Origin of the sequence: Bacillus sp. ok061 (assembly GCF_900108285.1) — a bacterium.
Lineage (GTDB): Bacteria > Bacillota > Bacilli > Bacillales > Bacillaceae_G > Bacillus_A > Bacillus_A thuringiensis_S.
Genome location: NZ_FNUW01000010.1, coordinates 32930 through 54409 on the forward strand (window position 1 = coordinate 32930; position 21480 = coordinate 54409).

Consider the following 21480-nt stretch of genomic DNA (forward strand, 5'->3'; position numbering starts at 1 on the left):
ATGGGAGACATTATTGATATATATGGTTTATCACCATTGCAAAAAGGAATACTGTTTCATACTTTATACGATCAAGATGATGAACATTCTTTTTCCTATATTGTACAAGTAGGTTTCTTGCTCGGGGGGCAATTGGATGTTGCTACTTTTGAAAAGGCCTGGGAATATGTTATTCATCGACATGAGGTTTTACGTTCAGTATTTGTGTGGGAGGAAGTAGAAAAACCACTACAAGCGGTTTACCAACGTCTTCCTTTTACTATTCATCAAGAGGATTGGAGCACCCATTCACACAAGGAAAGGGCGAAGAAATTACAACAGTTTTTAAATGCAGATCGTAGAAAAGGGTTTTTATTGGATGAAGCACCATTGATGAAAGTCACTGCGATTAAAGAGGCAAAAGAGGAAACGAGAATTATTTGGACACATCATCATATTTTGCTAGATGGATGGAGTGTATCATTGGTCTTTAGTGAAGTGATGGAAGTTTATCTCAAGATGATAAGGGGAGAATTATTGAATCTTCCTAAATCTCTTCCTTATAAAAAATATATCCAGTGGATAAATAAACAAGATCAAATTCAAGCAGAGGAATTTTGGAAAGAAGAATTAAAAGGGTTCTATGCACCTACTCCATTAGCAATGGAAAGAAAGGATCAAGGACAAGAGAAGGGCTATGGAGAGTGTGTTTATCAAATATCTGAGGAACTTACTGAGAATTTACAAGAGTGGGTACGAAATAGTCGATTAACGTTGAATACGTTAGTACAAGGTGCATGGGCTTATTTGATGAGTAGGTATAGCGGTGAAAGTGACATCGTATTTGGCGTAACTAGTTCTGGACGTCCTACGGATTTAATGGGAGCAGAGAATATGGTAGGCCTATTTATTAACACATTACCTACTAGAATTCGATTAACGGATAATACATCAGTAGTAGATTGGCTTCGTAAAATACAGATGAAAGAAATGGAACGAAGACAATATGAGTATAATTCGTTGATAGATATTCAAGGATGGAGTGAGGTTCCGCGAAATAGCTCCTTATTTCATACCTTGTATGTGTTTGAAAATTATCCAATTCAAGGTGAGAGAAATGATGATTTAAGATTACTAGATGTTACAAGCACGGAACAAACAAATTATCCTTTAACACTCATTGTAATGCCCGGTAAGAAAATTACTTTAAAGTTAATGTATGATCGAAGCTATTTTAATGAAGAAACAATAAATCGGATTCAGAATCACTTATTGCAAATACTAATTCAGATGACGAAGAGCCTAGATTCAAAACTCTTTGAAATTACTCATTTAACAGCGGAAGAACAGATACTGTTACTAGAGGAATGGAATCATACTCAAGTAAATTATTCGGCTGAAGGCATGATTCATACGATATTTGAGGAGCAAGTAAAAAAAACACCGGAAGCAATCGCGGCTATTTACGAAAATGAACAAATTACCTATAAAGAGTTAGAGAAGCGTGCGAATCAACTAGCTCATTATTTACAAAAGCATGGTGTAGGCCCAGAGTCTCTAGTTGGGGTATATATGGAACGTTCATTACAAATGATGATAGCGTTATTAGGGATTCTAAAATCAGGAGCAGCGTATGTTCCACTTGACCCTACTTATCCAGAGAGTCGGCTTCGATATATATTAGAGGATGCTGGAATCGAAGTGCTAGTGACGGAAGAGAATTCTAAAAATTTGTTTGTATCAGAAAATATTAAAACGATTTGTATGAATAAAGATTACACTGCAATTGAAAAAGAAAAATCAACCCCATGTATAAGTGGTGTAACAGGAGAAAGTTTAGCGTATGTTATGTATACTTCAGGATCTACAGGGAATCCAAAGGGAGTAATGATTGAGCATCATTCAGTAATCAATTATCTAGAATGGATGCAACATAAATATCCACTTTCTAAAAAGGATGTGATCTTGCAGAAAACGCCATTCTCATTTGATGTCTCTGTTTGGGAATTGTTTTGGGGCATTCACGTTGGTGCAAGTGTATCTTTCTTACCTCCAGGTGGAGAAAAAGATCCTTCTATTATAGCTGAAGTGATTAAAAAACATCAGGTTACTATAGTTCAATTTGTACCTTCGATGTTATCTGTTTTCTTAGATTACTTCAATCGTATTGAATTGAACATGAATTGTTCGTCCGTACGCCATGTATTTTCTGGTGGGGAAGAACTAAGCTCAGGGTTAGTTAGACGATTTCAGCAGAAATGGAATTATAGTGAACAAGTGCAATTAACCAACTTTTATGGACCAACTGAAGCCACTATTTATGTGAATGCATTTGATATTCAGCCTAATCAAGAATTTGTTTCTATTGGGCAGCCAATACAGAACACGCAATTATATGTATTAGACCAAAATCAACGCCTGCAATCAATAGGAATTGAGGGTGAGTTATATATTGGTGGTGCTGGTTTAGCACGTGGATACTTAAATCGTCCGAATCTTACTGCTGAAAAATTCGTTTCGCATCCATTCCGATTGGGGGAACGACTATATCGAACAGGAGATTCAGTAAGATATCTAACTGATGGAAATATAGAATTTATAGGTCGAATGGATCATCAAGTTAAAATGCGTGGTTTTAGGATTGAATTAGGAGAAATTGAAGCGACTTTAGAAAAATGTTCATTTATTAAAGAGGCTGTCGTATTAGTTAGAGAAGATCGTCCAGGTGATCAACGATTGGTTGCATATGTAATAAGCGATGGAAATACCCAAGAGTGGAGAGAGTATTTACAAAACCAATTACCGAATCATATGATTCCAGCGCACTTTGTAGAGTTAGAACACTTCCCGCTTACTCCGAATGGGAAAATTGATCGAAAGGCCTTGCCAGAACCTGATGAGCAAGCTATTGGAGATTTAAATGTTCTACCTCGGACGCCATCGGAAGAGCTTATTGCCTCGGTTTGGGGTCAAGTGTTAGGGACAGAAAATATTGGGATTCAAGATTCCTTTTTTGAACGGGGTGGGCACTCACTACTTGCTACTCAAATCGTCTCTCGATTGCAAGAATTGTTCCAAATCAAAATCCCATTACGTGAACTTTTCAAGCACGATACAGTGGAAGCGTTGGCGAAACGAGTAGATCAGTTACGAAAAGAAGATAAAAAACGAGAGGTTGCCCCCCTTGTACCTATGAAACGAGAAGAAGCTATTCCACTTTCCTATGCGCAGAAACGACTATGGTTTATTGATCAATTAATGCCAAATAGTGCTATGTACAATATTCATGCAGCGTGTCGCTTAACAGGTAAATGGTCAATTGAAGCATTGGAGGCCGGATGGAATCAATTGTTGGAGCGTCATGAATCATTACGGACGATAATTCTAGAACAGGAGGGTGAACCTTTTCAACAGGTTCAATCTCATGTATTCAGGCATATCCCTCAAACGAATCTAACAGATCTCTCTTTGGAAGATAGGGAAAAAGAAATGAAACGGCTCATTCAAAACGAAGCGGAGGAACCATTTCATTTTGGACAAGGTCCTCTGATTCGAACACGAATATTGAAAGTGGACAGGGAAGAATGGGTTCTCATTTGTACGATGCATCATATTATTTCAGATGGATGGTCAATGGGAATCTTACTTGAAGAATGGATGGCTTTTTATGAAGGAGCACTAAACGGCAAACCGGCGGAATTGAAGGAGTTATCTATCCAATATGCAGACTTTGTCATGTGGCAGAAGGAATGGCAAAAAGAAGAGAATTTGAATCAGCACCTTCAATATTGGAAGGAAGAATTGTCTGGGGAGCTACCGGTTTTACAATTACCGATGGATCGTCCTCGACCTGCGGTTCAAACCCACCGTGGTGCAAATCAGTCCTTAATGGTGGCGAATTCCCTACAGGAAAAACTCAAAGATTTAAGTCTGCAAGAAGGATGCACTTTATTTATGACATTGATGGCAGCGTATCAAAGCTTCCTTTCTCGTTATACAGGACAGGACGACATCTTGGTTGGAAGTCCGATCGCTAATCGAAATGTGAAAGAGATTGAGGGATTAATAGGTTTCTTTGCAAATACGTTAGTTTATCGAGCTGATTTCAGTGAAAACCCGACGTTCCAAGAACTTTTGTCGCAGGTAAGAAAAAAAGCACTAAAAGCATACGAGTATCAGGATGTTCCATTTGAGAAAGTGGTAGAATCCGTAAAGCCGGAACGGAATACAAGTCATTCACCAATATTCCAAACCATGTTTACTTTACAGAATACGAAACAAGACTTTCTTCAGCTATCTGAAAGACAAATGGAACTCATGGAAAGCCATGTTTCTGTTGCAAAATTTGATTTGAGTTTATTTGCTTCTGAGACGGAAGAAGGATTATCACTAACCTTTGAATATAATACTGATTTGTTTAATGATACAACCATTGAACGTATGGCAAGTCATTTTAAACATTGGTTAAATCAAATTGTCTCTCATCCAAAATGTGTACTATCAGAACTGAATATGTTATCGAAAGTAGAATATAAGCAACTACTAGAGGAATGGAATAAATCGCATGTTATAGATATGGAAGAAAGTACGATTCATACAATGTTTGAAGAACAGGTGAAAAAAACACCAGAAGCAATTGCAGTAGTGTGCGAAGATGAAGAACTAACATATCGAGAGTTGGACGAACGCTCGAATCAATTGGCACATTATTTACAAAAAAATGGTGTAACATGCGAATCATTAGTTGGGATTTGCGTTACACGTTCATCCGCGATGATTGTCGGTCTTTTAGGAATTATGAAGGCAGGAGGAGCATATGTCCCAATTGATCCAGCGTATCCGGAAAGTCGACTGCAGTACATTTTAGAAGATGCTCAAATAAAGGTACTGGTGACACAGGAAAAGTTACAACAAAAAATGGTTATACCTAAATTCGTCAACGTCATTTGTATTGATCATAATCGAATAGAAATAGAACAAGAAGTAACTACGGTATGTACGAGTGAAGTGACGGGCGATAACTTAGCCTATATTATCTATACTTCAGGTTCCACTGGAAATCCAAAGGGAGTAATGATTGAGCACAGGAATACAGTAACAATGATTCATTGGGCGCATCACACGTATTCCCGAAAGGAATTAGCGGGAGTATTAGCTTCAACTTCACTATCCTTTGATTTATCCGTTTTTGAAGTATTTGTTCCCTTAACGATGGGTGGTAAGGTGATTGTCGCTGAAAATGCTCTACATCTAGACAAGTTGTCTACCAAAGGTGTGACTTTGGTTAATACTGTGCCATCGGCAGCAAAGGAATTGGTTCGAGCAAAAACAATTCCTTCTTCAGTAAAGGTAATGAATTTGGCTGGAGAACCGTTACCATATCCGCTTGTTCAAGATTTATACGAGAGAAGTACGATTGAGAAGGTATACAACTTATATGGACCGTCTGAAGATACTACGTATTCCACATATATGGAATTAGAAAAGGGTGTCATGCATAGGGTACCACCAATTGGTAAACCGATCTTCAATACAGAAGTATATGTACTGAGTGCGGAACAAAAAATGGTTCCAATTGGTGTAGTCGGTGAGCTGTACATTGGTGGATCAGGGTTAGCACGTGGATATTTAAAACGCCCTGACTTAACGAAAAATCGATTTATACCGCATCCGTTTAAAGAAGGAGAGCGAGTATACCGGACTGGAGATCTAGTAAGGTATTTACCGGATGGAAATTTGGAGTATGTTGGACGAATTGATCATCAGGTGAAAATACGTGGGTTCCGGATTGAACTAGGAGAAATTGAAGCGGCATTACAAAAGCATACATTAGTTAAGGAAGCTATTGTGATGGTGCGGGAAGATTATCTTGGCGATCCACGTTTGATTGCTTATGTTGTAGGAGACGGGGATGCTCAAAAGTGGCGTAATTATCTCAAGGACCAACTACCAAATTATATGATTCCAGCCTATTTTGTCGAATTAAATGCATTTCCACTCACCCCTAATGGGAAAATTGATAGGAAGGCTTTACCAGCACCAGAGAAACAGGAGATAGCAAGTGGTTATATTGCTCCTCGTACGTCTACGGAAAAAACAATCGTTTCGATATGGCATGAAGTTTTAAGTATGGAAAACATCGGAATTCAGGATTCGTTTTTTGAAATTGGTGGCCATTCACTACTTGCTACGCAAGCCGTTTCTAATCTTAAAGAGGCTTTTGGAATCGAGATACCATTGCATGATTTATTTATGTTTCATACGGTGCAGCAATTGGCAGAACAGATTGATCAATTGCTCGATAACAAAAATCAAGAAATGCAGAATGATAGTAAGGAGAATGTAAGTCTTCAAGACTATGTTCAAAAAGAAGCAGAAGTGAGTAATGATGAAGAATTACTGGAACTACTTAAGCAATTAGAGGAGCTATCAGAGGAAGAAGCACAAGGGATATTCGAGAGTAATTTGATTGAGGAAGGGGTAAAAAAATGAGAAGTGATTTACTTGCAAAGCTGAGTTCACTTTCTCCTGAGAAGAGAGCATGGCTTCAGAAGCAAATGCAAAAAAAGGAGAATAAAGAAGCAATCCCGTTGTCTTATGCACAACAACGTTTGTGGTTTATGGACAGATTTAATCCAAATAGTTCTTTATATAATATTCCAACGGTATGGCATCTAAAAGGAAATTGGATACCTGAAGCATTAGAAAAGGGATTCAATCGACTCATTGAACGCCATGAATCATTACGAACTGTTTTTAAAGAAGTAGGAGAACAACCTGTGCAACAAATTATTGAATTCCTTCCTAGAGCATTACCTGTAAGAGATTACTCTCAACTTCCTCTAAAAGTAAAAGAAAAAGAGGTAGATAGTTTAATTGCGAGAGAAGCGCAAGAACCATTTGATTTAATGAATGGTCCTTTAATTCGTAATCAGCTTGTTCAATTAGAGAAGGATGAATGGTTATTACTGTGTACGATGCATCATATTATTTCTGATGCTTGGTCCATTGGTATATTCATGAATGAATTCCTTGCTTTCTATGAAGAAGAAACGGGCGGAAATCCTGCTAAATTAAGTTCATTATCCATTCAATATGCAGACTTTGCGAAGTGGCAAAAGGAGTGGTTGCAAGGTGATGTGCTAAATCGTCAGCTTACGTATTGGCAGGAAGAATTGTCTGGTGAGCTTCCTATCTTACAACTGCCAGTGGATCGACCTCGACCGGTTAAGCAGACTTACTCTGGGGCTACGCATCACGTAATTTTTCCTTATAAATTGCTTAGTCAATTGAAGGATATAAGCCGACAAGAAGGATCTACTTTATTTATGACTTTAATGGCCGCATACCAGAGCTTTCTTGCTCGTTATACGGGACAAAAAGATATTCTAGTTGGTAGCCCGATTGCAAATCGGAACCATAAGGGAGTAGAAGGATTAATTGGTTTCTTTGTTAATACGTTGGTTTACCGATCAGATTTGAGTGGCACTCCTACTTTTCGGGAGATTTTGAGCCAAACAAAGAAAAAGGCGTTAAAAGCTTACGAATATCAAGATATACCATTTGAAAAAGTGGTAGAAGCTGTGCAACCTGAACGAAGCATGAGTCATTCGCCTATCTTTCAGACCATGTTTACGCTACAGAATATAAAACAAGAACGACTAGATTTGCCTGGTAGAAGTATTGAAATGGTAGAAAGTAATATGTCTATTGCTAAATTTGATTTGAGCTTAACTGCCTATGAAGTGGAAGAAGGTCTATTTGTCTCATTTGAATACAATACGGACTTATTTGATAGTAGTACCATTGGACGTATGGCAGGCCACTTTGAGAACTGGCTAAATGAAATCACGTATCATCCAGATGAATCATATACAAAGCTGTCAATGTTATCGGACACTGAGCAGAAACAACTCCTAGAAGAATGGAATGATACGGACGTAGTTTATGGTCATGATTGTATGATTCATGAGCTATTTGAGCAGCAAGTTGCACGGACACCTGATGCAGTGGCGGTAGTTTATGAGGGTGGAAAGCTAACGTATCAAGAACTCAATGAAAAATCGAACCAATTGGCACGTTTTCTACAGAAACGAGGTATCGGACCTGAATCATTAGTGGGTATATGTATTGAACGTTCTCCTGATATGATTATTGGTCTCTTTGGGATTTTGAAAGCAGGTGGGGCTTATATCCCACTGGACCCAAGTTACCCCGAAAATCGCCTGAGATACATTTTGGAGAATTCACAAATTCAAGTGCTGTTAACAAAAGAGGCACTACAGGACTGGTTACCTAAAGGTATTCAAGCAATTTGTTTAGACCGGGATCGAGTAATGATTTCTAAAGAGAGTAATTTAGCTCCAGTGAGTGGAGTAACAGCAAATAACTTAGCCTATATCATATACACTTCGGGTTCGACAGGAAATCCAAAGGGGGTAATGATTGAACATCATTCCGTTATAAACCGCTTACAGTGGATGCAGAAAAAATACCCATTGTCCGAGGAGGATACAATCCTACAAAAGACACCGTTTTCATTTGATGTTTCTGTCTGGGAATTATTTTGGTGGTCATTTGTAGGAGCACGTGTTTGTTTGCTTCCACCAGGAGGAGAGAAAGATCCTGCGGTGATTGAGGAGTATATTGAACGATATCGTGTGTCCACCATGCACTTTGTTCCGTCGATGTTATCTACTTTTTTAGATTATATGGAACTATATAATTCGAAAAGGGATGTATCGTCTTTAATTCAAGTTTTTACTAGTGGAGAAGCGTTAAACACTGAGCAGGTTCGCCGGTTTAAGGGGATCTTTTACAATGTTCAGCAAACAAAGTTAATTAACTTGTATGGTCCTACTGAAGCGACTGTGGATGTGACTTATTATAATTGTGATTTAGAAAAAGAACCAATGCTTATTCCGATTGGTCGTCCGATTGATAATACAGAGTTGTATGTGTTAGATCAATATCAACAAGTGGTCCCGATTGGTGTGGCAGGGGAACTTTACCTTGGTGGAGTAGGATTGGCACGTGGCTACTTCAATCGACCAGATTTAACTACTGAACGTTTTATTTCGCACCCCTTTAAGGACGGGGAACGATTATATCGAACGGGTGACCTGGTGAGATATATGAATGATCGCAACTTAGAATATATTGGAAGAATAGATAACCAAGTCAAAATTAGAGGATTCCGAATTGAATTGGGAGAAATTGAAGCAGCTTTACATGATCACCCATCTGTAAAAGAGGCGGTCGTGTTGGTGAAGGAAGATCGACCAGGAGATAAGCAGTTAGTAGCTTATGTAGTGGGTGAAGGGGATACTGGAGAGTGGCGTGAATATCTCAAGAAGCAATTGCCACATTATATGGTTCCAGCATACTTTTTCAAAGTTGAAGGTATGCCACTCACTCCAAATGGTAAAGTGAATCGGAAAGCCTTACTGGAATTAGAAGAACAGTTCATAAGTGAAGATATTACTTCATCACGAACACCAGTGGAGGAGCTTATCGTTTCCGTTTGGAGCCAAGTGTTAGGTATAAAAAATATTAGTGTTAAGGATTCCTTTTTTGAAATCGGTGGTCACTCACTACTAGCTACTCAAGTAGTGTCACGTTTACAGGAAATCTTTCAAATCGAATTACCAGTACGTGAACTATTTGAGTACGCAACAGTGGAGTCACTGGCAAAGCGATTAGAGCAGTTACGTAAAGGAGATAAAAAACGAGAGATTCCGCCACTAATACCAACGAAACGAGGAGAAGCTATTCCGCTATCTTATGCCCAACAACGTTTATGGTTTATTGATCAATTTACACCTAATAGTGCCCTTTACAATATGCCAATGGTATGCCGCCTTACAGGGAATTGGCTACTTGAAGCATTGGAAACGGGATGGAATCAACTAATAGAACGTCATGAATCATTGCGGACGGTCTTTCACGAAGTGAACGGTCAACCCGTACAGCAAATTGAACCATATGCTTTTCAATCAATTCCGAAAACGGATTTAACTATGCTTTCTGCTGAAGACCGAGAAGAAGAAGTTAAACGTTTAATTCAACAAGAAACAGAAGTGCCATTTGATTTAACAGAGGGTCCATTAATCAGGACAAGTATTTTGCACGTGGGAGAGGAAGAATGGATACTTCTTTGTACTCTACATCATATCATTTCAGATGGATGGTCAATGGGAATACTACTTGAAGAATGGATGGCATTTTACGAGAAAGCAACGGATGGAAAGGTGGCAGAACTTGAACCATTACCGGTTCAATATGCCGACTTTGCTCAGTGGCAAAAAGGATGGCTGAAGGAGGAAGTGCTTGATCAACAACTTCAATATTGGAGGGAAGAATTGTCTGGGGAGCTTCCTGTACTCCAACTTCCTATGGATCGCCCGCGTCCCGCAATACAAACCCATCACGGGTCGACATACACTCTGATTCTGCCAAGCACGCTACATGATAAATTGAATGAACTTAGCCGAAAAGAAGGGGCTACACTCTTCATGACGCTGTTGGCTGCATATCAAAGTTTTCTATCTCGTTATACGGGACAAGAAGATATTCTGGTCGGAAGCCCAATTGCGAATCGGAATTATAGAGAAATTGAAGGACTGATTGGTTTCTTCGTTAACACGCTAGTTTATCGAGCTAATTTGAGTGATAGACCGACATTTCAAGATGTACTGTATCAGGTTCGTCAAAAGGCATTGAAGGCATATGAATATCAAGATATCCCATTTGAAAAAATTGTAGAAGTTGTGCAACCGGAGCGAAGTACAAGTCATTCACCAATCTTCCAGACTATGTTCATCTTGCAAAATATGAAACAAGAGTTTCCGGTGTTATCTAGTAGAAGTATTGAAATGATAGAAAGCTATAGTCCAATTGCAAAGTTTGATTTAAGTGTAATGGCAGCTGAGACGGAAGAGGGATTACTTTTTACTTTTGAGTACAATAAGGATTTATTCAATGCTACTACAATTGAACGGATGGCAGGACACTTTGAGAAATGGCTACATGAAGTTTCTCATCGCCCGCAAAATCCGTTGTATGACCTGAGCATGCTATCGGAACCCGAGCGTAATTTGTTATTAGAAACATGGAATGACACTGTAATGGAAATGTCCCATCAGGGTCTTATTTGCGACAGATTTGAGGAGCAAGTAGCAATGCGTCCTGATGCGATTGCGGTAGTTGATCAAACAAAACAGTGGACTTATGGTGAACTGGATATACAAGCAAATCAGTTGGCAAATGTTTTACAGCGAAAGGGAGTAGCCCCAGAGTCAGTGGTGGGAGTTTATCTTCCGAGGTCAGCAGAGCTAATGGCAAGTTTACTAGGCATTTTAAAAGCTGGTGGAGCTTATGTTGTTTTAGACCCGTTGTATCCAAAATCAAGGTTAGAATACATGATTGAAGATGCAGGAATTCAATTTGTAGTGACGGCGGAAGGACAAGAAGGACATTTCGCACACGTCGAAATGGTGAGGTTAGAAGAATTAACGGTGGAAAGCGTAATCGCACCTACACGTCAGATAAATCCAGAGAACTTAGCCTATATTGTCTATACCTCTGGTTCTACAGGAAAACCGAAGGGTGTCATGGTTGAACATCGCTCATTAATAAATATGGTTTCTTGGCATCAAGAAGTTTATCGTATTTCAGCAGAGGATCGTGCGACTCAGATTGCAGGTGTTGCTTTTGATTCGGCTGTTCAGGAGATTTGGCCGTATCTAACTGCTGGTGCAGCACTCTACTTGTCAACAGAGGAACTGAGAATTAATCCAGAAGCACTAAGGGACTGGCTCATTGATTCACGAATAACAGCTAGCTTTGCACCTACGCCTATTCTGGAAAGACTCTTGAAATTATCTTGGCCAGATAATACGGATCTTCGTTTTATCATTACTGGTGGGGATCAATTAACGCAGTATCCATCTAACGATATTCCTTTTGCGGTAATTAATCAGTATGGTCCATCGGAAAATACAGTCGTTACCACAGATTGTTATGTACCTGTAGGAGTGACAACAGGTACGCCATCGATTGGTCGACCGATTGCGAATACAGAAGTTTATGTATTAGATTCTCATCTTCAGCTAGTACCAATTGGTGTAATTGGAGATCTCTATATTGGAGGAAAGAGTCTTGCACGTGGATATGCTAATCGTCCGGATCTTACAAAGGAAAAATTTATTCCACATCCTTTCAAGTCAGGAGAACGTCTCTATTACACAGGAGACAAAGCAAGTTATCTTTCTGATGGTAATCTCCAGTTCCATGGACGTATAGATGACCAAGTGAAAATTCGTGGTTTCCGAATTGAATTGGGAGAAATAGAAGCTGTTTTGCAGGCGCATTCTTCTGTGAAAGAAGCAGTTGTATTGGTACGAGAGGATTATCAAGGTGATAAGAGATTAGTAGCTTATGTAGTTGGTGAAGGCAGTGTCAGTGAATGGCGAGAATATCTACAAACACATTTACCTAATTACATGGTTCCAACTAACTTTATTGAAATGGAATTTTTACCACTTACACCGAATGGGAAACTTGATTTGAAGGCATTGCCTATACTTAGTGAACAATCTGCCGAAAATACTGTCTATCCACGAACTCCGCTGGAAGAACTTATCGCTTCAGTGTGGAGTCAAGTGTTAGGAATAGGAGACATTGGTGTTCGGGATTCTTTCTTTGAACTTGGTGGTCACTCTCTACTTGCTACACAAGTGGTCTCACGCTTACAGGAAGTCTTTCAAATCAAATTGCCAGTACGTGAACTGTTCGAATATTCAACGGTCGAGGCATTATCGAAACGAATGGATCAGTTGCGTAAGGGGAGCGAAAAACGAGAAATTCCACCATTGGTGCCGATGGAACGAGGAAATAATATTCCACTATCTTATGCCCAACAGCGCTTATGGTTTATTGATCAATTTGCACCAAATAGTGCACTTTATAATATGCCAATGGCATGCCGCCTTACAGGGAGTTGGTTACCTGAGGCATTGGAGTTGGGATGGAATCAGTTGATAGAGCGTCATGAATCTTTGCGGACTGTATTTTATGAAGAGGATGGCTATCCTGTGCAGCAGATTCAACCGTATATTTTCCGTCCGCTTCTTCAAATGGACTTAACTAAGCTTTCATTAGAGGAGCGAGAAAGAAAGTTGGAGCAATGGATTCAAACTGAAGTAGAATCTCCATTTGATTTAGAACAAGGGCCATTATTCCGTGGGAAACTCATAAGAATTTCAGAAGAAGAATGGGTTCTTCTGTGTAATATGCATCATATTATCTCAGATGGATGGTCGATGGAAATCTTGCTTCAAGAATGGATGGCATTTTATGAGAATGCGATTGGTGAAACACAAGCAGAGCTGGAACCACTACCAGTTCAATATGCCGATTTTGCTCAGTGGCAAAGAGAATGGTTGAAAGATGAAGTACTATATCAACAACTTGCATATTGGAAGGAAGAATTATCTGGTGAGTTACCAGTCTTAATGTTGCCAATGGATCGTCCGCGTCCGCCAGTGCAAACCCATCATGGATTAACTCATAATGTTTTGTTGTCACGCTCATTACTGGATAAATTAAACGAACTAAGTCGTCAAGAAGGGGCCACACTTTTCATGACCTTATTGGCATCGTATCAAAGTTTCCTTGCTCGTTATACGGGACAAACGGATATTATTGTTGGTAGCCCAATTGCAAATCGAAATTATCGAGAAATTGAGGGGCTGATTGGTTTCTTTGTCAACACTTTGGTTTATCGAGCTGATTTAAGTAATGCACCGGCATTTCAAGAGTTGTTATCTCAAGTACGGATAAAAGCATTGAAGGCGTATGAGTATCAAGATGTTCCGTTTGAGAAAATTGTAGAGGTTATCCAACCTGAACGAAATACAAGCCATTCTCCGATTTTCCAAACCATGTTTACTTTGCAAAATACGGGACAGAAGCTACCAGAACTACATGTAAGAAATATAGAAGTAATGGAAAGTAATGCTCCGATCGCTAAGTTTGATTTAAGTTTAACTGCTGCAGAAGTGGAAGAGGGTTTATTACTTACTTTTGTTTATAGAACTGATTTATTTGACAGCTTAACTATTGAATCCATGGCTGAACATTTTGGGAACTGGTTGAATGTAATCGTGGAGAATCCTGATAAATCATTAGCTAAGTTGCCTATATTATCAGGATTACAGCAAAAACAGTTGGAAGAGTGGAATAATAATACTGAAGCATATCCACAGGAAAGTACAATTCATCAGCTGTTTGAAGAGCAAGTAAATCGTACACCTGATGCGGTAGCAGTGGTAGATGAAAAACAGCAGTTAACGTATCGAGAGCTCAATGAAAAAGCTAATCAATTGGCCCACTATCTTCAGCAATGCGGAATTGGGAATGAATCATTGGTTGGACTTTGCTTTGAGCGTTCAATTGAGATGGTTGTTAGTATTATGGGGATTTGGAAGGCTGGAGCAGCCTATGTTCCATTAGACCCATCATATCCAGAAAGTCGCCTACGATATATTTTGGAGGACACTGGAATTCAAGTATTAGTTACGAACGAGTCATTGGAAGATTGGATACCTAAAGAAATCAAGATAGTTTGTCTAGATAGGGATCAAACAATGATTTCACAAGAAAGCATTCTTTCACCAAAATGTGAAGTAACAGGAGAAGACTTAGCGTATGTTATCTATACTTCAGGATCAACGGGGAATCCAAAGGGTGTCTTAATACAGCATCATTCTGTACTAAACTTGTCGCATGGTTTACAAAAAGAGGTTTTCGAACATGAGATACCATCTAACATGCATGTCGGTTTAAATGCGTCAATTGCCTTTGATGCGTCTATCCAGCAATTACAAATGCTGCTTTATGGTTCAAGTTTGTATATTATTCCAAGCGAAGTACGAAGTGATCCGGAGCAGTTTGTAGCTTATATTAGGGAGAACAAGTTAGAAATCTTTGATATAACACCTCCATTGCTTCAATTACTTATAGATATCGGATTGTTAGAAACGTGCGACGACGTTCATGTTCCAAGTAAGGTATTGGTTGGTGGTGAAGCAATTATGCCGTCATTATGGGAACAGCTAGTAGAGACTGATAAAATTGAGTTTTATAATGTATATGGCCCTACAGAATGTACGGTTGATGCAACATGCTATCATATCAAAAAAGATAGTAAGCGAGTAACGATTGGGCGTCCATTGCCTAACATCCAAACTTATGTATTAGATAGAAATAGGTTGCCAGTTCCAGTTGGTGTGATGGGGGAACTTTATATCGGAGGAGCAGGTCTAGCAAGGGGGTACTTGAATCGTCCAGAGTTAACATCCGAACGATTTATTTCTCATCCATTCAAAGAAGGCGAGAGGTTATATAGAACAGGTGATCTTGTGAGATATCTTCCTGATGGTAATATAGACTACTTAGGAAGAATGGATAATCAAGTGAAGATTAGAGGATTTCGAATTGAACTTGGAGAGATTGAGTCGACTTTACAAGAGCATGACTTGGTAAAAGAGGCAGTTGTAATGGTTAGGGAAAATCAGTCGGGGGATAAGAGGCTGGTAGCTTATGTAGTGGGCGAAGGCAGTTTAGAAGAATGGCGAGAGTATCTTAAAACAAAACTGCCAATCCATATGATACCTTCCTACTTTGTCGAAATGAAAGAATTACCGCTAACCATAAATGGAAAGATTGATCGGAAATCGTTACCTATACCAGATTATCAAGGAACACAAGAAGGATACGTGGCCCCAAGAAATGAACGTGAACATAAGCTTTCTATCATTTGGGAACGTGTGCTAGGTTCAAAACGTATTGGTATGAATGATAACTTCTTTGAAATTGGTGGAGATTCAATTCTTAGCATTCAGATTGTCTCGCGCGCGAAGCAAGCTGGTTTACAATTGACACCAAAACAAATATTTGAACACCAAACGATTGCTGAGTTGGCGCAAGTAGTCAAAGAAGAACAAGGTGTACAAGCTGAACAGGGAATTATAACTGGAGAGACGATACTTACACCTATTCAGCAAAGGTTTTTTGCACAAAATCATCCTAACCCACATCATTGGAATCAATCCATGTTCTTTAGAACGAAAGAGAAATTGGACATAGGATCACTGGAAAAGGCGGCAGGTAACCTTCTACTTCATCATGATGCTCTGCGTTTAAGATATGAACGTTTACCTAATGGGGTTTGGAAACAGTGGAATGAAGGAATAGAAGAACAATTGATGCTTACTGTCATTTCATTAGACGAAGTGCCGGAAGCTGATTGGCATCAGGTTATTCAAAAAGAGATTAATGTTGCACAAGAAAGTTTGAATTTACATGATGGTCCGCTAATGAGAATGGTGTATTTTGATGAAGGTGAGCACGCTGGTCGATTATTTTGGACAATTCATCATTTAGCCGTGGATGGTGTTTCTTGGCGAATTTTATTGGAAGATTTGCAAACAGCATATACGCAAGTAGTCCAAGGGCAGAAAATTCAATTACCTATGAAGAGTACATCTTTTAAAGAATGGTCGGAGAAATTACATCATTACGCTGAAACTGGACTATCAAAAGAAGTGCTACATTACTGGGAGGAGCAGGCTGAACAAGACGTAGTTAAATTGCCGGTAGATGGTACTATAAGTAATCCAGTAAGCGCAGTAACTGAGGAAATTACTGTGGTGTTAAATGAGAATGAGACCCGTATGTTATTGCAAGAGACTTTAAGCACTCACCGTGTCCAAATCAATGAAGTATTATTAGCAGCATTAGTACAAGCTACGGCAGCATGTACGGGTCAGCCGATATTGAGCGTAGATTTAGAGGGACATGGTCGAGAAGAGATTATTGAAGATGTTGATTTATCGAGAACTGTGGGATGGTTTACAAGTATTTACCCAGTTCATTTAAATATTACTAGTGCTAATACGCCAATTGCAGCATTAAAAGCAGTTAAAGAACACGTTCGCAAAATTCCTAATAAGGGTGTTGATTATGGGGTGTTGCGTTACATGAACGCAACAATGTGTGAGCAATTAAGCTCCCAATATACACCGTCTATTAGTTTTAACTATCTTGGACAATTTGACCAAATGTTTTCTAGCGATGCAATGTTTATTCCGGAGAACGAATTTAAGCGTTTAGATCATGCTGCCGGTTCCAAGCGATCGCATGTAATTGATGTAATTGGGGTTGTAACGGATGGAAAACTTCAGTTCACTTGGGTATACAATGTTGGACAATTTGCCAAATCAACGATTCAAAGTATTGCACAGAATATGCTATATCAACTGAGTACATTGATTCAATTTTCAGATAGAGAATCTGCACTGACCATTTCGGATTTTGCAATGGCTAATCTTAGCCAAGAAGGTTTGACAAATGTACTAAACAAAATGCATCGCGGAAAGAACAATCAGATTACTGATTTATATCCACTATCACCTTTGCAAGAAGGTATGATTTTCCACACATTGCATGACCAAGGGGATGAACATGTTGCACCGTATATAGTGCAATTGAGTTTTATGATTCGAGGAAAAATGAATATTCCTACATTTGAGCAGGCGTGGAAATCTGTAATTCAGCGGCATGAAATTTTTCGTACAGCATTTGTATGGGACGAAATTGAAGAACCTGTACAAGTGGTGTATGAAAATATCCCATTTAAAGTGAACAAAGAAGACTGGCGTACAATGACAAGTGAAGAGATAGAGGAAAAAAGAAAAGTCTTTTTGGCATTAGATCGAAAACAAGCCTTCCAATTTGATGAAGCACCATTGATGCGGGTAACAGTCATTCAAGAAGGTGAGGAAGAATATCGGATTGTTTGGACCCATCACCATATTTTACTGGATGGATGGAGTTTACCATTAGTATTTAATGAATTACTTACAGTCTATCAGAAGAGAATGAATGGAGAAGCTGTGAAGTTACCTAAGTCCTCACCATATAAGAAATATATCCAATGGTTAAGAGAGCAAGATAAGGAGCAGGCGGAACAATTCTGGAGAGAGAAGCTAAAAGGTTTTACTGCGCCAACTTTGCTGGGCTTAGAAAGTAAAGAGGAAGAAAAAGGTTACACAGAGAAGGTTACGTATTTATCAGAAGAGCAGACTCAAGCGTTACAAGGATGGGCGAAACGTAATAAACTTACTTTGAGTACAGTAATTCAAGGTGCATGGGCATATCTCATGAGCCGATATAGTGGAGAAAATGACATTGTTTTTGGTGTAACAAGCTCAGGGCGTTCTACGGAGATTATTGATGTTGAAAACATCGTAGGTCCTTTCATTACAACGTCACCGACGCGAATTCAATTGATGGATGATATAAAATTAATAGATTGGTTGCAGAAGATACAAAAGGAAGAGATAGAAAGAAGACAATATGAGTATGCTTCTTTGACAGAGATTCAGGGGTGGAGTGAAGTTCCTAGAGGAATACCGCTGTTCAATAGTTTATATGTGTTTGAAAATTATCCAGTGAAAGAGGAGTCTTCAGAAAATCTGGAAATTGGTGAATTGGAAGGGGTAGAACAAACTCACTACCCATTAGGGTTAGCTGTAGTTCCAGGAATCCAGTTATCGTTAAAGTTAATGTATGACCGTAGTAAGTTTAATAGAGTAACCATTGAACGAATGCTGGGTCATTTACACCAAGTGTTAATGCAAATGCTCAAAAACATTGATCAAAATCTATCGGAGCTAGTATATATTACGGAGGCTGAACAAAGAAAGCTATTGGAAGAATGGAATAATAATACTATATCCTATCCACGTGAGAATGCAATCCATCAACTATTCGAAGAGCAAGTAAATCGTACGCCTGACGTGTTGGCAGTGGTAGATGAAAAACAGCAACTAACATATCGAGAGCTGAATGAAAGAGCTAATCAATTAGCCCATCATTTACAGAAATGTGGAATTGGAACAGAGTCATTAGTTGGCCTTTGCTTTGATCGATCAGTTGAGATGGTTGTTGGTCTAATGGGAATTTGGAAGGCCGGAGCAGCCTATGTTCCATTGGATCCATCGAATCCGGAAAGCCGCCTACGATATATTTTAGAAGACACAGACATTCAAGTGTTAGTTACGAATGAGGTATTAGTGGGCTGGATACCTAAAGAAATCAAGGTAGTTTGCCTAGATAGGGATCAAGCCATGATTTCTCGAGAAAGCAAACTTTCACCAATATGTGAGGTAACAGGGGAAAACTTAGCGTATGTTATCTACACTTCTGGTTCGACAGGGAATCCAAAGGGGGCTTTAGTACAGCACCATTCTGTAATAAACCTATCATATGGTTTACAAAAAGAAGTTTTCTCACATGAGATACCTAGTAATATGCGCGTTGGTTTGAATGCATCAATTGCCTTTGATGTATCTATTCAGCAATTACAAATGCTGCTTTATGGTTCAAGTTTATATATTATTCCAAGTGAAGTTCGCACTAATCCAGAACAATTTGTGTCCTATATTAGGGAGAATAAATTGGAAATGTTTGATATGACACCTTCATTACTTCAATTACTAATAGATGGAGGATTGCTAGAAATAAGTGCTGATGTTCATGTACCAAGCAAGATATTGGTCGGTGGTGAAGCAATCATGCCGTCATTATGGGAACAGCTAGTAGAGACTGAAAAAATTGATTTTTATAACGTATACGGTCCTACAGAATGTACGGTTGATGCAACATGTTATCATATCCAAACAGATAGTAAGAGAATAACAATTGGGCGTCCATTGCCGAACGTTCAAACTTATGTATTGGATAAAAATTTGTTACCTGTCCCAGTTGGTGTAACAGGTGAGCTATATATTGGTGGTGCAGGTATAGCAAGAGGATACTTGAATCGTCCAGAATTAACAGCAGAGCGATTCATCCGTCATCCATTTAATGAAGAAGAGCGTTTATATCGTACGGGAGATTTGGTTCGTTATTTACCTGATGGTAATTTAGATTACTTGAGAAGAATTGATAATCAAGTGAAAATTAGGGGCTTTCGTATTGAACTTGAAGAGATTGAAGCGAATCTAGAGAGGCATCCATTGGTAAAAGAAGCAGTAGTTTTGGTAACAGAGGATAAATTAGGAGAGCAGAGATTGGTTGCTTATGTAGTTGGAGATGGTAGTATGCATGATTGGCGTGAATATCTCAAGACACAAGTACCGAATTATATGGTTCCCGCACACTTTATTAAGGTAGACGAGATTCCTCTTACAACGAATGGCAAAGTTGATCGAAAGGCATTGAACAATTTAACTATTCTAAGAGAAAATAATTTTTCTACACCAATCATTCCAAGGGATGAAATTGAATATCAGTTGATTAAAATCTGGCAGGATGTGTTACAGATAGAAGATGTCTATGTAAATGATGATTTCTTTAATAGAGGAGGACACTCTCTCCTTGTAATTAAATTAGTTTCAAAAATTAGGGAGAAGTTTGGAAAAGAGATTATGGTGTCTACATTGATTAAGAATCCAACAGTGGAAGGAATCGCATGCCTTATTCGTGATAAGCATGATATGACGAAATCAGTAGCAGCGCTAGTTCCACTACAAGAATCAGAAAAAAGACCTTTCTTTTGCGTTCATCCGTTTATGGGGAATGTATTTTGTTACATTCAACTAGCAAGATTGCTTAAGAACCATTGTTCATTTTATGGTTTACAGAATTCTCTTATAGAAAAGAAAGAAATTGACGAGTTAACTTTGCCGGAAGTAATTCAACTTTACATCGAAGAAATAAAACGTGTTCAGCCAGAAGGTCCATATCGTCTTGGAGGATGGTCTTTAGGCGGTGCAATTGCTTATGAAATCGCAACTGTACTAAAGAATCAAGGTGAGGAAGTTGAGTTGTTGATACTAATGGATACTAAAGTACCTTCAGAGCAGGACTATAAAACAACGGAGGATATGCTCTCATATATATATGAGCATTTCATTTCTAGAGATTTTACTGAGCAGGGGGAAGGCCTCTTCCATGAACAAGATATGCTTGTAGAGCGATTAATTATGGAAGGAGTACTCCCGCCTGATGCAGATCTTATGAATTTGAAGCAAGTTATCAATGCTCATAGGAAATGCCTGAACTTAATGGCAGAGCATGATTTAATACCATACTCTGGAGAAGTTCTCTACTTTAGTGCTGAGGAAGGAAAAGAGTTGTTTACAGATTGGGGACCTTTATTAAAAGGAAGAGTAAATAGGTATTCAGTCCCTGGATCACATGAAGAAATAGTAGACTTCCCCGCAGTTGAAAAGATAGCTAAGTACCTATTAAATGAATTTGAAGGGATAAAAGAAACATCCCTTTCATTAACTGAAAAGTAGAGAGTGCAAAAGATGCAACGCTATGAACGAAAAGGGCAGCCCAATAACTGCAAATAAAGTGTAGGCAATAATGAATATATTAAGAGTATTACTTTTTAAGAGGATAATGGAAAATTTACTTGATAGAGAC

The 21480-nt window shown here is 38.8% G+C and carries 2 protein-coding genes; both read left to right on the forward strand.

Annotation, left to right across the window (positions count from 1 at the left end):
- The gene (locus C4S65_RS15075; protein ID WP_103945277.1) at positions 1–6471 is read left to right on the forward strand and encodes a non-ribosomal peptide synthetase; all 6471 of its coding nucleotides are present in this window, start codon (positions 1–3) and stop codon (positions 6469–6471) included.
- Positions 6468–21350 carry a non-ribosomal peptide synthetase gene (locus tag C4S65_RS15080; protein ID WP_103945278.1) on the forward strand — a complete coding sequence of 4961 codons (14883 nt, stop codon included), beginning with the start codon at positions 6468–6470 and terminating at the stop codon, positions 21348–21350. The genes C4S65_RS15075 and C4S65_RS15080 overlap by 4 nt, the downstream gene beginning before the upstream one ends.
- The last annotated feature ends 130 nt before the right edge of the window (positions 21351–21480 follow it).